Origin of the sequence: Alienimonas californiensis, assembly GCF_007743815.1 — a bacterium.
GTDB lineage: Bacteria > Planctomycetota > Planctomycetia > Planctomycetales > Planctomycetaceae > Alienimonas > Alienimonas californiensis.
Window position 1 is genome coordinate 2,783,520 of record NZ_CP036265.1, and the last position, 13,398, is coordinate 2,796,917.

General features: G+C 69.5%; 14 protein-coding genes. 7 read left to right on the top strand and 7 right to left on the bottom strand.

What is annotated here, in order from left to right:
- Positions 1 to 38 precede the first annotated feature (38 nt).
- From truB to CA12_RS11040, 4 genes are all read right to left on the bottom strand, one after another.
- Positions 39 to 962, bottom strand: a complete 924-nt coding sequence (gene truB / locus CA12_RS11025) for a tRNA pseudouridine(55) synthase TruB (RefSeq protein WP_145358999.1) — start codon at positions 960 to 962, stop codon at positions 39 to 41.
- 58 nt (positions 963 to 1,020) lie between these two features.
- Positions 1,021 to 2,691 (bottom strand): CTP synthase, encoded by a 1,671-nt coding sequence (locus CA12_RS11030; protein WP_145359000.1) that lies wholly within the window; start codon positions 2,689 to 2,691, stop codon positions 1,021 to 1,023.
- A gap of 104 nt (positions 2,692 to 2,795) precedes the next feature.
- Positions 2,796 to 3,581 (bottom strand): 3-deoxy-manno-octulosonate cytidylyltransferase, encoded by a 786-nt coding sequence (gene kdsB, locus CA12_RS11035; protein ID WP_145359001.1) that lies wholly within the window; start codon positions 3,579 to 3,581, stop codon positions 2,796 to 2,798.
- A gap of 117 nt (positions 3,582 to 3,698) precedes the next feature.
- On the bottom strand, positions 3,699 to 4,628 hold the full coding sequence (locus CA12_RS11040) for a hypothetical protein (RefSeq protein WP_145359002.1): 930 nt from the start codon (positions 4,626 to 4,628) through the stop codon (positions 3,699 to 3,701).
- Between the two features lie 386 nt (positions 4,629 to 5,014).
- On the opposite strand from CA12_RS11040, the gene CA12_RS11045 reads away from it, so the two are divergent.
- The 5 genes from CA12_RS11045 (at position 5,015) to CA12_RS11065 (ending at position 9,381) form a co-directional block, all read left to right on the top strand.
- Positions 5,015 to 6,295: a beta-ketoacyl-[acyl-carrier-protein] synthase family protein gene (locus CA12_RS11045; RefSeq protein ID WP_145359003.1), complete on the top strand. Its 1,281-nt coding sequence runs from the start codon at positions 5,015 to 5,017 to the stop codon at positions 6,293 to 6,295.
- Positions 6,296 to 6,323: 28 nt separating this feature from the next.
- Positions 6,324 to 6,581 (top strand): acyl carrier protein, encoded by a 258-nt coding sequence (locus CA12_RS11050; RefSeq protein ID WP_145359004.1) that lies wholly within the window; start codon positions 6,324 to 6,326, stop codon positions 6,579 to 6,581.
- 5 nt (positions 6,582 to 6,586) lie between these two features.
- A complete protein-coding gene (locus CA12_RS11055) occupies positions 6,587 to 6,943 on the top strand; it encodes a hypothetical protein (protein WP_145359005.1) in 357 nt (118 codons plus the stop codon).
- Positions 6,936 to 8,357, top strand: a complete 1,422-nt coding sequence (locus tag CA12_RS11060; protein WP_145359006.1) for a phytoene desaturase family protein — start codon at positions 6,936 to 6,938, stop codon at positions 8,355 to 8,357. The genes CA12_RS11055 and CA12_RS11060 overlap by 8 nt, the downstream gene beginning before the upstream one ends.
- Positions 8,358 to 8,433: 76 nt before the next feature.
- Complete coding sequence (locus tag CA12_RS11065) at positions 8,434 to 9,381, top strand: NAD-dependent epimerase/dehydratase family protein (protein ID WP_145359007.1); 948 nt, start codon at positions 8,434 to 8,436, stop codon at positions 9,379 to 9,381.
- 43 nt (positions 9,382 to 9,424) lie between these two features.
- Here the strand turns inward: CA12_RS11065 and CA12_RS11070 are convergent, their stop codons facing one another.
- On the bottom strand, positions 9,425 to 9,955 hold the full coding sequence (locus tag CA12_RS11070; protein WP_145359008.1) for a DUF4240 domain-containing protein: 531 nt from the start codon (positions 9,953 to 9,955) through the stop codon (positions 9,425 to 9,427).
- A gap of 28 nt (positions 9,956 to 9,983) precedes the next feature.
- On the bottom strand, positions 9,984 to 10,844 hold the full coding sequence (locus CA12_RS11075; protein WP_145359009.1) for a DUF429 domain-containing protein: 861 nt from the start codon (positions 10,842 to 10,844) through the stop codon (positions 9,984 to 9,986).
- A gap of 57 nt (positions 10,845 to 10,901) precedes the next feature.
- Here CA12_RS11075 and CA12_RS11080 point away from each other — a divergent pair, with 57 nt between their 5' ends.
- On the top strand, positions 10,902 to 11,726 hold the full coding sequence (locus CA12_RS11080) for a DUF72 domain-containing protein (protein WP_145359010.1): 825 nt from the start codon (positions 10,902 to 10,904) through the stop codon (positions 11,724 to 11,726).
- 115 nt (positions 11,727 to 11,841) lie between these two features.
- Positions 11,842 to 12,792 (top strand): hypothetical protein, encoded by a 951-nt coding sequence (locus tag CA12_RS11085; RefSeq protein WP_145359011.1) that lies wholly within the window; start codon positions 11,842 to 11,844, stop codon positions 12,790 to 12,792.
- Between the two features lie 123 nt (positions 12,793 to 12,915).
- Here the strand turns inward: CA12_RS11085 and CA12_RS11090 are convergent, their stop codons facing one another.
- Positions 12,916 to 13,395: an FxsA family protein gene (locus CA12_RS11090; RefSeq protein ID WP_145359012.1), complete on the bottom strand. Its 480-nt coding sequence runs from the start codon at positions 13,393 to 13,395 to the stop codon at positions 12,916 to 12,918.
- Positions 13,396 to 13,398: the final 3 nt, after the last annotated feature.

A 13,398-nucleotide genomic window follows, 5' to 3' on the forward strand; every position in this document is an offset into this window, starting at 1 on the left:
TTGGAGGGGCCGGGACGCTGGGCACGCTCTGTTGCTCGTCAGACCGTCGGCAGGGGGAAGGTCGTCCTCGGTCGCAGCGTGCCGTCGGGGTCGCGGACGCCCACGCAGACCGGCTTCCCCGCGGCGTCCCGCACGCCGCAGTCGCCGGGTTCGCCGGGTGCCGCTTCAAAGGAGAGCTGGGCGTAGCGGCCGGCCCGGAGGTCGATCGCCTGGTCGTCGTCGCAGGTCGCCGTGGGCAGGCCCAGCCGGTCGAAGCGCAGCCCGAGCAGGCCGGGCAGCGTCTCCTCCGTCACGGCCGTTGGTTCCAGGGCCCCCTCCAGATCGAACCCGCCGATGCGGGTGCGGATCAGCGTTTCCATTACTGCCTCCGTGCCCAGCGCCGCCGCCAGATCGCGGCCGAGGCTGCGGACGTAGAACCCGCTGCCGCAGACGATCCGCAGCGCGAGCCGTTCGCCGTCGAAGCTCAACACCTCCAGCCGATCGACCCGCACCCGCTTTGGCTCCAGTTCCACCTCTTCTCCCTGCCGGGCGAGGTCGTAGGCTCGCCGGCCGCCCACCTTGACCGCGCTGAAGGCGGGGGGCGTCTGGTCGATCTCGCCGAGGAACCGGGGGAGCGCCGCTTCGATCTGCTCCCGCGTGACGGTCGGCGGGTCCGGCACGGGAACCGGGTCGGCCTCGACGTCCAGCGAGGGGGAGGAGACGTGCAGGCGGAAGCCGGCTTCGTAGGTCTTGGGCAGGGCCTGCACGCGTTCGATCAGCCGCGTCGCCTTACCGACGCAGACCACCAGCACGCCGGAGGCGATCGGGTCCAGCGTCCCGGCGTGGCCGACCTTCACCCGTCGCCCCCAGCCCGCCCCGCGGGCGGCCCGCTGCACGACGTTCACGGCGTCGCGGCTGCTCGCCCCGGCCGGTTTGTCCAGCACGAGCAGCCCGGCGGGGGGAATGGGCGGAGGCGGTTTCATCACCCGCGAAACCGCAAGCGTGGATCGGACAGGAGCGTGGAACGGACGGGCGAAGGCGTTACGCCGTCGCGACGGCCTTGGCGGCGCTGCGTTCGCTCTGGCGGTCCAGGGCGGCGCCGATGAAGCCCTTGAACAGCGGGTGCGGGCGGTCCGGCTTGCTCTTGAACTCCGGGTGGAACTGCACCGCGATGAACCAGGGGTGAGCGGGGATCTCGATCACCTCCACCAGAACGCCGTCCGGGCCGGTGCCGACCGGGTGCAGGCCGTGTTCGATCATCTGATCGCGGTAGGCCGGGTTGAACTCGTAGCGGTGACGGTGCCGCTCGGAGACGTGCCGGGTGTCGTACAGCTCCGCGGACTTGCTGTCCTCGGTCAGCACGCAGGGCTGGGCGCCGAGCCGCATGGTGCCGCCCATGTTCTTCACCGCTTTCTGCTCTTCAAGCAGGCAGATGACGGGGTCGGGGGTCTCGGCGGCGAACTCCGTGCTGTCGGCGTGGGGGAGCATCAGCACGTTGCGGGCGAACTCCACGACCGCGACCTGCATCCCCAGGCAGATGCCGAAGAACGGGACGCCTTTCTCCCGCGCGAACCGCACCGCGAGGATCTTCCCCTCGATCCCCCGCTTGCCGAAGCCGCCGGGCACCAGGATCGCATCCACGCCGGACAGATGGGCGGCGGCGCCGTCCTGTTCCACGCTTTCGGCGTCGACCCGTTTGAAGATCACCCGGGCGCTGTGGGCGAAGCCGGCGTGGGTGAGGGCCTCGTAGATGCTTTTGTAGGCGTCGCGGTGCTCGATGTACTTGCCGACGACCGCAATCGTGACTTCGTGCTCCGGGTGCCGGTTGCGGCGCATCAGGTCGGTCCAGTCGTCCAGCCGCAGCCGGCCGGCGTTGAGCCGCAGGCGGTTGACGATCTTCTGGTCGACGTTGTCCTCGGCGAGGCTCTGCGGCACCTCGTAGATGCTGTATTCCTTGTCCACCTCGACCACGACCATGTCGCGCTCGACGTTGCAGAACCCGGCGATCTTTTCCGTGTGCTCCCGGGGCAGGGGACGCTCGCAGCGGACGACCAGCATGTCCGGCTGAATGCCGATCGTGCGGAGCTGCTGGACGCTGTGCTGGGTCGGCTTCGTCTTCGCCTCACGGGCCGCCTTCAGGTAGGGCACGAGGGTGAGGTGCAGGAACAGGCAGTTCTGCCGGCCCACTTCGAGCGGGATCTGGCGGATCGCTTCGAGGAACGGGAGCCCCTCAATGTCGCCCACGGTTCCGCCGAGTTCCGTGATGACCACGTCCACGTCCCCGCCGGCGAGGTCGAGGATCGCGTGCTTGATCTCGTCGGTGACGTGCGGGACGACCTGCACGGTGCGGCCGAGGTACTCGCCGCGGCGTTCCTTCTCCAGGACGCTCTTGTAGATCTGGCCGGCGGTGTAGTTGCTCTGCCGGGTGAGGGGGCCGTCGGTGAAGCGTTCGTAGTGCCCGAGGTCCAGGTCAGTCTCGCTGCCGTCGTCCAGCACGTAGACCTCCCCGTGCTGGTAGGGGCTCATCGTGCCGGGGTCGACGTTCAGATACGGATCGAGCTTCTGCATCCGCACGGAGAGGCCGCGGCGCTCCAGCAGCAGGGCGATGCTGGCGGCGGTCAGCCCCTTGCCCAACGAGGAGACCACCCCCCCGGTGACGAAGATGTGCTTGGTCCGGCGGTCGCCGGGGAACGGGTCGAACGGTGAGACCATACGGTTTGCCGACACGACGAAAGCCCGCGATCGGTCGCGGGCTTCGTGCGGAGCGGAGAGGAAGGAGAGGCGGGCTTCGCCGGCGCCCTCGGACGTGGAAGCGTCTAGGAGCCGGAGCGGGCGGCCCGGGCGGCGTGCCGGGCGACGAAGGCATTGTAATCCTCCCGCGTGTCCACGCCACAGGCATGGGCCGCGACCTCGCAAACCCGCAGCGTGCAGCCGGCCTCCAGCGCGCGCAACTGTTCGAGCTTCTCCACCCGTTCCAACCGCGACGGCGGGAGTTCGCTCAGCCGAATCAGGAACTCCCGCCGATAGGCGTAGGCCCCAATGTGCAGCCGGGCGTTCTCCGGCACGCCGCCCTGTTCCGAAAACGGGTGCTCCGACGAATCGCGGGGAAACGGGATCGGGGCGCGGGAGAAGTAGAGGGCCCGACCGTCCGGGGCGCACACGACCTTCACGTTCGCCGGATCGCGGAAGGCGGCGGGGTCCGTCATCGGCGAGCAGAGCGTCGCCATCTCCGCGCCGGTTCCCCGACCGTCAGGGCCCGTGATCGCCCCGGCGAGCAGATTGATCGCGGCGGGGTCGATCTCCGGCTCGTCCCCCTGCACGTTGACCAGCACGTCGAATCGCTCCCGGCGGCGGGCGACCTCGGCGAGGCGGTCGGTGCCGGAGGGGTGCTCGCCGGTCATCTCGACGGCGCCGCCGAAGCGTTTCACCTCCGCGGCAATCTCCGAAGAGTCGGTCGCGACGACCAGTGCGTCCAGCGAGGAGGCCCGCGACGCCGCCCGGTAGGTGTGCTCCAACAGGCTCCGGCCCGTCTCGCGGAGCAGCAGTTTCTCCGGCAGCCGGGAGGACTGGAGCCGGGCCGGGATCACGCCGAGCGTGGGCATTTCGGAAGCCTGTGAGCCCGAAGCGCAAGCGAGGGGAGCGATTCGCGCCGGGGGGCGGAGTTGCGAATGATCGTGCGTCGCCCCCCTCGCTTGCGCTTCGGGCTCACGTCACGGAGCTCAGGCGGACGCCGTTTCCCGCTGTTTTACGGTGGCGGGGGTCCCCTCGGCGAAGGCTTCCGCGGGGATGTGCGGGGCTTTCATCGCCTGTTTTTGGGCCTGCTCGATCCGGGCGAGGCTGCCGCCGAGGGTTTCGATGCGGGTGCGGACCTCGTGGGTCGTCTTGTCCATCCCGCCGGCGATCAGGGTGACGATGCCCAGGAACAGGAGCATCTGGCCGGCGGTGGTCAGCAGCCAGCCGGTCGGGGCGTAGCCGGGGGGGCCGCCGAAGTAACTCCAGACGATGAACGCCCCGCCGACCGTCAAACCCAGCACGCCGCCGTAGGCCAGCAACTGGCCCAGCGGGCCGGCGTTGCGGGCCGGGCCGCCGCCGAAGGAGCCCGCGGCGACCGGGTCGAAGTGCGGGGCGGCGGGGCCGGGCGCGTGGCCGGCGTGAACCCGCGGGGCGTTGGTGGGCACCCGGTGCGGCGGCGCCACGGCGGCGCCGGCGTCCGCGGCCCGGTTGCCGGAGGACCGGCCGGCGGCGGCCTCGGCGGGGGTGCCGTGTTCGTCGTCAAACCGCCACTGCGGCGGCTGGGTGCGGACCGTGGGCGTCCGCCGGGGCCGCTCCGCGACGGCGACCGCCGCGGCAACCCTCTCCGATGCGGGGGCCGACTGGAGCTGCGGTTGCGGGCGCGGGGGCGAACCGGCGTCGCGGCGTTCGTAATCCTCCGCGAGCCGGGCGGCGCCGCCCTCCTCGAACAGGTGGCTCCACTTGTCCAGCAGCTCGCGGGCCCGCTTGGCCGCGGGCGGTTCGTCCGTCACAGCCGGCGTCGGGCGACTGGCGACGACCGGGCCGCCGCAGGAGACGCACACCGCGGAGCCGACGCCGTCCGGTCCGCCCGCGTCGGCGGTTGCGGCGACGTCACGGCGGCAACTCGGGCACCACATCGCGGCGATCGGCGTCGGGGGAGGGGGGAAGATGGGGAACGCCGCGGGTGCTAGTCCGACGGCCGCGTTCGGGGCAAGCCCGGCCCGGCGGGCCTCTGTTTGCCCCACGGGTTACCCGGCGGGGAGACCCGCGTCCGCAAAGCGATCGCAGCCTTCACGCGGAATCCCGTCATGCTTCGGTGAACGCATCGTCACGGGTCGGCGAGCGTCCCCGGGTGCGTCACCCTTGCGTCAATCATTTCGCGGGGCCGTGGCCGAGTGCCCCGTCGGCCTGTAGCATCCCCCGCTTCCCCCGTCCGCGTTCCGGTCGCCCGCGTTTCGCCCCCGTGCGAACGTCCGACCGTCGCTCCGCACCTCGCCCCGGCTCCTTTTCAGCGTCGCCCCGGATGCCCGACCGCCCCGACCATGAGCGGATCGTGATCACCGGCGTGGGGATGACCGCGCCCAACGGCAACAGCCTCGCGGAGTACCGCGACGCGCTGCTCGCCGGTCGCAGCGGCGTGGTCCCCTTCGAAACCCGCTACATGCCCCCGGTGCTGGCCGGCGTGTGCGATTTCGACCCGCTCCGCCACCAGAACCGCCGCGAGGTCCGCCGCGGCACCCGGGCCGGCTCCGTCGCCGTCTACTGCGCCCACGAGGCCATCGCCGACAGCGGCCTGCCCTGGCAGGAGATGAATAAGGAACGCGTCGGCGTCTACCTCGGCATCACCGAGCACGGCAACGTCGAGACGGAAAACGAAATCTTTGAGATTTCTCAGTTCGAGTACGACACCAAGGTCTGGAGCCACCACCACAACCCCCGCACCGTCGCCAACAACCCGGCGGGCGAGGTGACCCTCAGTCTGAAGATCACCGGCCCGCACCTGACCCTCGGCGCCGCCTGCGCCGCGGGTAACGCCGGGCTGATTCAGGGCCTGCAAATGCTGCGGCTGGGCGAGGTGGACATGGCCCTGTGCGGCGGCGTCAGCGAGAGCATTCACACCTTCGGCATCTTCGCCTCCTTCGCCGCTCAGGGGGCGCTGGCCTGCTGCGAGGCGAAGAGTCCCGCGGAGGCCTGCCGCCCGTTCGACCGCGACCGCAACGGCATCGTCGTCGCCGAGGGCGGCGGCATCGTCACCCTGGAACGGCTCGACGCCGCCAAAAAACGCGGCGCCAAGATCTACGGGGAGATCGTCGGCCACGCGATGAACAGCGACGCCAGCGACTTTGTTCTCCCGAACCGTCAGGGGCAGGCCCGCTGCCTGGAGATGGGCCTGGAACGGGCCGGGCTGGGGCCGGGTGAAATCGACATTCTCTCCTCCCACGCCACCGCCACGGTGCAGGGGGATATTGAAGAAGCGACCGCGATCGGCAGCGTGTTCGGCGACTGCTCGACCCCGCCGGCGGTCAACAATACGAAGTCCTTCATCGGTCACGCGATGGGCGCCGCCGGCGTGCTCGAACTGCTCGGCAATCTGCCGAGCTTCGAGGACGGCGTGGTGCACCCCACCATCAACTGCCCGAACCCGGACCCGAAGTGCCCGGTGCCGAACCTCGTAGCCGAGGAACCCCAACGGGTTGGCCGGGTGGACCACGTGTTGAACAACTCGTTCGGCATGCTGGGGATTAATTCCGTCGTCATCGTGAAGCGCCCGCCGACCGACGTGCGGTCCGCGTGGGCGAACTAAGTCGAACCTTTATCAAAGCAGCGCTCGTATGACCCGTCCCGAAATCCGCGGGGTGATCCTCGACATCCTCGAGAACATCGCCCCGGACGAGGATCTGTCCGACCTGAACGATAGCGAACCGTTCCGGGAACAGATGGAGCTGGACTCCATGGACTTCCTGGACATCGTGATGGAGCTGCGCAAACGCTACCGCGTGCAGATCCCCGAGGAGGATTATCCCAACCTCAACACGATGGACGGCACGGTCAATTATCTCGAGCCGAAGCTGGCCGATACGCCGGTCTGATCTGAATGGCGTTGCGTCTGATCGCTGCCGTCGTCTTGGCGCCTCTCGCTCCTTTGGCCGCCGCGGCGCTCGGAACCGTCGCAATCGACTACGGATTGCAACGATTTCCCCGCGCGAAGAACGTCGGCGGAGCCTGCTACCTGCTTTGGCTCGGCGCCGCCGTCGGTCTTCCCGCGACCGTTGCCTGCATGTTCGGGTGGTTGTTTCCGCCCGCCGCGGTTGGTCTACACGCCGTCGCCGCTCTGATCTTGGGTTTGACGATCTATTTCGAGTCCGGTCGAATCGGGGACGGTTTCATCACCGGACTCGTCGCCACCTTGGTCATGACGTTCCTCGCAGCGGTGCTTCACGCACGTGGCTAGCCCCGCCGAATCCTACGACGTCCTCATCATCGGCGCCGGCCTCTCAGGCCTCGCCGCCGGCATTCGGCTGGCGCATTACGAAAAGCGGGTGGCGATCCTCGAGCGTCACACGACCATCGGCGGGCTGAACAGCTTTTATCAGCTCCGCGGGCGTCGGCACGACGTGGGGCTGCATGCGGTCACGAACTTTCGGCCGCCGACGCTCAAACCGCTGGGGCCGCTGGCGAAACTCCTGCGGCAGCTCCGCATCTCTTGGGACGAGTTCGACCTCGCCCCGCAGTGCGGCAGCCGGGTGACGATGCCGGGGGCCAGCCTGCGGTTTACGAACGACTTCGCCGGGCTGCAAGGCGACGTCGCGGAACAGTTCCCGGGCCAGATCGACGGCTTCAACCGGCTCGACGCCGCCTCGATGGACGCGGACACCTTCGACGAGTCCCCTGGCTTTCAGCCCAGCCGGGAGCGGGTGCGGGAGTTCATCACCGATCCGCTGCTGGAAGACCTGCTGTTCGCCCCGGTCCTGTTCTACGGCAGCCCGACCCCGCACGACTGCGACTGGCGGCAGTTCGCGATCCTCTGGCGGGCGCTGTATCGGGAAGGCTTCGGCCGGCCGTTCGACGGGGTGAAGCCGATCCTCAAGACGCTCGTCCGCCGCTATAAGGCCCTCGGCGGGGATCTGTGGCTACGGCACGGGGTGAAAGCGATCCGTTCTTCCAACGGAACCATTTTGGGCGTGACGTTGGACGACGGGACGGAGATCGACGCCCCCCACGTCCTCTCCTCCGCCGGCCTGCCGCAAACGGCGGACTTGGCCGGCGACGCCGCCGAACTGCCGCGCGATCCGGGGCCGCTCTCGTTTGTGGAAAGCATCAGCGTCCTCGACCGCCCCGCGGCCGAACTGGGCTACGACGACACCGTCACCTTTTATTCCACCCGCGACCCCCGGGCCGGCGATCGCTTTCGCTACGCTAATTCCGAGGAACCCTGCGATCTGACCAGCGGCATCGCCTGTTCGCCGGATAACTATCAATACGACGCCCCCCACGAGGAAGGCTGCCTGCGGCTGACCGTGTTGGCGAACCCGCAGTATTGGGCGGGGCTGGAGCCGGACGCGTATCAAGCCGAAAAGGCCCGCTGGCACGCCGCGGCGCTGGACGCCGGGCGGGACTTCGGCGTGCTGCCGGACCTGACCGGCGCTCAGGCGTCGCACGTGCTGGATACGGACGTCTTCACCCCGAACACCATCACCCGCTTCACCGGGCATCCGAACGGGGCGGTGTACGGCTCCGCGACGAAGCTGCGCGACGGGCGGACCGGGTTGGAGGGGCTGCACGTCATCGGGACGGACCAGGGTTATCTCGGGATCGTGGGGGCGATGTTGTCCGGCGTTTCGATCGCCAACCGGCTGCTGACCTGACCCGCTCGACACCGGGGTTCCGCTCAGTCTAAGGTCCGCTCGCCCCACGTTTTACTGCGCACCCCGTCGACCGTTTATGAAGATTCTCGTTACCGGCGGAGCCGGGTTTATCGGGTCGCACATCGTGGACGGCCTGTTGGAAGCAGGCCATTCGCCCATCGTCTTGGACGATCTGAGCAGCGGATCGCGGGATAATCTGCCGGAGGACGTGCCGCTGTACGTCGCCGACATCCGCGACGCCGCCGCGGTCCGTAAGGTGTTCGCGGAGGAGTCGCCGGACCGCGTCTGCCATCAGGCGGCCCAGATGAGCGTCTCCCGCAGCGTGCGGGAGCCGGTGTTCGACGCGGAGACGAACGTGATCGGCCTGCTCAACGTCTGCGAGGCGGCCCGCGGGGCCGGCGTCGACCGAATCACCTTCGCCAGCAGCGGCGGGGCGTTGTACGGCGACGTGACGGAGCCGGCCGGCGAGGAGCACGCCCTGCTGCCGATCGCTCCCTACGGCATCACCAAGAAGGTGGGCGAGGATTATCTGCGGTTCTACGCCCTGCAATACGGCCTCACGACCGTCGCCCTGCGGTACGGCAACGTCTACGGCCCCCGCCAGAACCCGCACGGCGAGGCCGGCGTGGTCGCCATCTTCGCCAGGAACCTGCTGTCCGGGCAGCCGATCACGATTAACGGCGACGGGAAATACGTCCGCGACTACGTCCATGTCGCCGACGTGGCCGCGGTGAACGTCGCGGCGCTGCTCGGCGAGGCGCCGCGGGGCTTCAGCGCCTTTAACGTCGGCACCGCCGTGGGCACGGACGTGAACCAACTGGCCGACGCCGTGATCGCCGGGGTGAAGGCGACGCGGCCGGGGGCGAATCTGCCGACCCCCGTGCACGGGCCGCCCCGCGACGGCGACCTGCGCAGCAGCATCGTCTCGCCGGCGAAGGCGACGGCGGAACTCGACTGGGAACCGCGCGTGACGATGGCGGACGGCATCGCCGAGACCGTCGCCTGGTTCGCCGAGAACGGCTGAGGACGCGTCCCGGCCGCCCCGCGACCTGCGGCCCTGCTCGTCGCTACTGGTCCAGGCTGGGCCAAGCTCCGGTGTTGCTGCACGATTCGCGGCTGACGTCGGACGCCGGGAACTCCTCATCGAAGCGCTCTTCGAACACGGCCTGCGGGAGGTAGCACATTTCCTCGCAGAAGAATTCGCACAGGGCGTTCTCCGGCACGCGGTCGACCGCCTCGTAGAAGGCCTGTCCGCAGGCGACGATGAAACCGCGGCAGTACAGGAAGCCGTCGTCGGAGCCGTCGGTCGCCTCGTGCACCTCCTCGCGGTCGATGTCGTAGAGCTTCTGTTCGAGGATGCGGTCGAACGCGATCAGCTCCTCCCGGGAAAGGCTGGCCAAATCGTCTTGGAGGGCCTCGACGAAGACGTCCTCTTCCGGGATGGCGCCGAGATTGTGCTCGTCGAAGTAACGCTGCACGAAGGCGTCCCGCTTCGCCTCGTCGCCGATCGCCGCTTCCAATTCCGTGCGAAACGCCGCGTTCGCCGGAGAGGCGTCCCAAGCGACGTCGATCATCTGCCAGAAGCGAATTTCGTCCATCGGTGCGGCTTTCGGGGGGAGCGGGGCGTCAGCCGAAAATGTACCCTTCGCGGCCGTAACGCACGTCGTCGCGGACCGACGCCAAATCGGCCGCCCGGACCGCGGCGAGGCCGCCGACGGCGCACAGCACGGCGTCCAGGGCGTCGCCGCCCGGGTCGGTCAGCATGACGCGGCGGCGGTGGCGGCTGATTTCGCAGCGGTCCTCCAGCCAGCGGGCAATTTGCTGCCGGTTGCGCAGTCGGAACCGCTCCAGCCGGCCGCCCGCGGGTTGCTTGTAGTTCCGGTGGGGGAGGCCGTGCCGCTTCAACACGCTGGCGGGGCAACTCTCCACCACGACCCGCCGCGCCGTCGGGAGCGACGGCCAGTCGAACGGCAGCACGCAGACTCCGGCGTCCGCCCGCAGCGGGGCGACGACGTCCCGCATCGCGTGGAACGTCTGGTAGATGATGCGGTAGTGGGTGCAGTCGAAGGGGGTCTTCGCCTCGAGGTCGGTGCGGCGGCGGGGGTGCATCGTCCCGCAGCGAGTCCGCGCCCGCTCCACGCAGTGCAGGCCGAAGGCGTAGGCGTCGCCGCCCCAGGCCCGCACGACCTCCAGCTGTTCGTCCCACCCGCCGTCGTACAACTCGATCGGCAGGCCGAACGGGGCGTCGACCGCCCACAGGGCGTTCTCGGAGCGGCGGATCCGTTCGACCAGCCATGCCAGCGCCGGGCCGCGGGCGTCGTCGCCGGCGAGCCGACCCAAGGGGGCGAGGCCAACCAGCCGCGGGAGATGGCCGCCGTCCGGGGCCGCCGCGACCTCCGCCACCCACGCGGTCCGGCCGGCCCGCTTCGCCCCGCTGAAGTCCACCCCGAAGGCGGTCCGAAACGGCGGTAGGATGGGTCCGTCCACGCCCCAGTATCGCGGCGGCCGGGGCGTGGGGAACTGACGTACAGGGGATTCGGCACGATGCGGTGGCGACTGGGAGCGACGGGCTACTACAACCGCGGCTGGCGGGGGCCGTTCTTCCCGCCGGGACTGCCGCAATCCAAGTGGCTGTCGCACTACGCCACGCGGTTCGACGCGATCGAACTGAACACGACCTTCCACGCGGCGCCGACCCCCCAGCGGGTGCGGGACTGGGCGGCGAAGGTGCCGGACGACTTCCGGTTCAGCCTGAAGGCCCCGCGGGCGGTCACGCACGACGTCGCCCTGAGCAACGCCGCGGACCCGCTGGCGGCCTTTCTGGAGACGGTCGTCGAACTGGGGCCGAAGCTGGGCGTGGTGCTGCTCCAGTTCGGTCCGCACCACGGCGTGAACGAGTTGCCGGCGCTGGAGCGGTTGCTCGCCGGGTTGCCGAAGCGATTCGGCGACGGGGGGCGGTTCGCCGTTGAGTTCCGCGACGCCTCCTGGCTCGCCCCGCCCACCTACCGCGCTCTGCGGGCGCACGGGGCGGCGTTGGTCGCCGCGGACCTGGAGGACCTGCCCGCGGCGGCGGGGATCGTGCCGACGGCGGATTTCCTGTACGTCCGGCTGCTCGGCAAGCACGGACGGTTCGAGTCGGACGACCACGAACTGTTCGACCCCACCCCGCGGCTGACGTGGTGGCGGGACCGGCTGCGGCGGGCGATCGCCTCCGGCCGGTTCGGCCCGGACGGACCGGCGGAGGCGTGGGTCCTCAGCAACAACGATTTCGCCGGGCACGCCCCCGCGACGCTGCGGCGGATCGCCGGCCTGTTGGACGCGCCGCTGCCGGGGGACGAGGTGAAGGCACAGGCGGATCTCTTCGACTGAACGCCGCCCGGCGGTCGAACGCCCGGGTTCCGCCCGCGCGCCAAGGGTGAGGATTGCAGGGTCGCTGACCGATGTAGGGGAGAACGACCACCGTTTGTTCCACCGGATCGCCGCCGTGTTGCGCCCCGCTCGCCGTTTCCTGATCGCCGCCGCGGCGATCTGCGCCGTCTCCTCCTCCCTGCCCGCAGCGCGTGCGCAGGGCGTGGTGCCGGGCAGCGGCACGCTGCTGACCCGGGCCCTCGACGATTTCGAGGCCGAGGACTGGACCTGGATTCCCAACGGCCCCAAGTCGTCCAACGAGGACGACAACCAGCGCCGCCTGCCCGCGGGCGGCAGCTCGAACGGCTTTTGGTCGGAATCCATGAAGCGGGGCATGCCGGACCATATCCTCCGCATCCCCACCCCCCCGGGCGGCCTGGCGGGCAGCAAGGGGAGCCTGTTGATCTGCACGCTCAACAGCGGCATCCCCGGCCGCACCAGCTACGAGCCGATGCAGGACGACCTGATCCTGAACTGCTCCCAGAAGGTCGGGCAGATTCCGGTCAGCCGCTCCCCCAACTTCACCGTCCGCGTCTGGATGCCGGCGTGGGAAGACTGGAGCTCCTATAAGGGCAGCCACTTCGGCATCCGCGGCGCCTGCCGGACCACCACCACGGAGCAGAAGGGGAAGTTCATCTTCACCCGCAGCGTCCAGACCACCGAGCCCTACTGGCCCGGCATGTTCATCCAGTTCATGCCCCGCGGCATGGACGAAAAAAGCGGGCCCTGCGCCGCCTGGATTATCCGCGGCAACAATCAGGGCAACGATTATCGCGGGCCGGTCATCAATAAGCCGGGCTGGTGGACCGTCGGCATGAGCTACACCCCGGACGGCCGCGTCCACTACTACCTCTCCGAGGGCGTGGACGAACTGACCGTCGCCGACCACGTCGGCAGCGCCCTGCCCTACGGCTTCCAGGCCGAGCAGTTCGTCACCCTGTTCTTCAACTCCCTCAGCAAGAACAACGGCGTCGAATGGGGCACCCCGATCGTCGTGGACGACCCGAAGGTCTATTCGCTGTATTGATCCGCGGAGCGGACTCTCGACCAACCCGAAGCGTCAGCGAGAGCGTTCCGCCCCTCGACTGCGAGCCGCAGCCCTCGCTGACGCTTCGGGTTGGTGTCTTCAGCGATTCGCTTGAAACTCAGTTCAGCCGCGATCGGGGGACGACTCCCCCGGTCGCGGCTGCGTTTCGTCGAGGCGGTTCGGTTCGACGACGACCACGTCCGGCCGCCGCTGCGGCGGGACGAACGAGGCCACGGACATCGTCACACGCCCCTTGAAATAGGCCGCGGCGCCCCGTTTGATCTGCCGACGCAGCCCCGGGATCAGCAGGCTGAAGCCGGCGACGTCCGTCATCAGCCCCGGGGTGAGCAGGAAGGCTCCGGCGACGAGGATGAGCACGCCGTCGATCGCCGCGTCGGCGGGCATCCGCCCGGCGGCGGCGTCCGCCCGGAAGCGGCGGAGCGTCGCCGCCCCCTGATATTTCGCCAGTGCCGCCCCGGTCAGCCCAGTGAGCACGATCAACGCGATTTCCGGCCAGAAGCCGATATAGCCCGCCAGCCAATAGAGCAGCGCCAGCTCCGCGGCGGGAACCAGGACGAACAGCAGAGCGAGGCGGGCGAGCATCGG

Coding starts and splice junctions, on each gene's coding strand:
- truB (WP_145358999.1), bottom strand. CDS start 962: ATGAAACCGCCTCCGCCCATTCCCCCCGCCGGGCTGCTCGTGCTGGAC.
- CA12_RS11030 (WP_145359000.1), bottom strand. CDS start 2,691: ATGGTCTCACCGTTCGACCCGTTCCCCGGCGACCGCCGGACCAAGCAC.
- kdsB (WP_145359001.1), bottom strand. CDS start 3,581: ATGCCCACGCTCGGCGTGATCCCGGCCCGGCTCCAGTCCTCCCGGCTG.
- CA12_RS11040 (WP_145359002.1), bottom strand. CDS start 4,628: ATGTGGTGCCCGAGTTGCCGCCGTGACGTCGCCGCAACCGCCGACGCG.
- CA12_RS11045 (WP_145359003.1), top strand. CDS start 5,015: ATGCCCGACCGCCCCGACCATGAGCGGATCGTGATCACCGGCGTGGGG.
- CA12_RS11050 (WP_145359004.1), top strand. CDS start 6,324: ATGACCCGTCCCGAAATCCGCGGGGTGATCCTCGACATCCTCGAGAAC.
- CA12_RS11055 (WP_145359005.1), top strand. CDS start 6,587: ATGGCGTTGCGTCTGATCGCTGCCGTCGTCTTGGCGCCTCTCGCTCCT.
- CA12_RS11065 (WP_145359007.1), top strand. CDS start 8,434: ATGAAGATTCTCGTTACCGGCGGAGCCGGGTTTATCGGGTCGCACATC.
- CA12_RS11070 (WP_145359008.1), bottom strand. CDS start 9,955: ATGGACGAAATTCGCTTCTGGCAGATGATCGACGTCGCTTGGGACGCC.
- CA12_RS11080 (WP_145359010.1), top strand. CDS start 10,902: ATGCGGTGGCGACTGGGAGCGACGGGCTACTACAACCGCGGCTGGCGG.
- CA12_RS11090 (WP_145359012.1), bottom strand. CDS start 13,395: ATGCTCGCCCGCCTCGCTCTGCTGTTCGTCCTGGTTCCCGCCGCGGAG.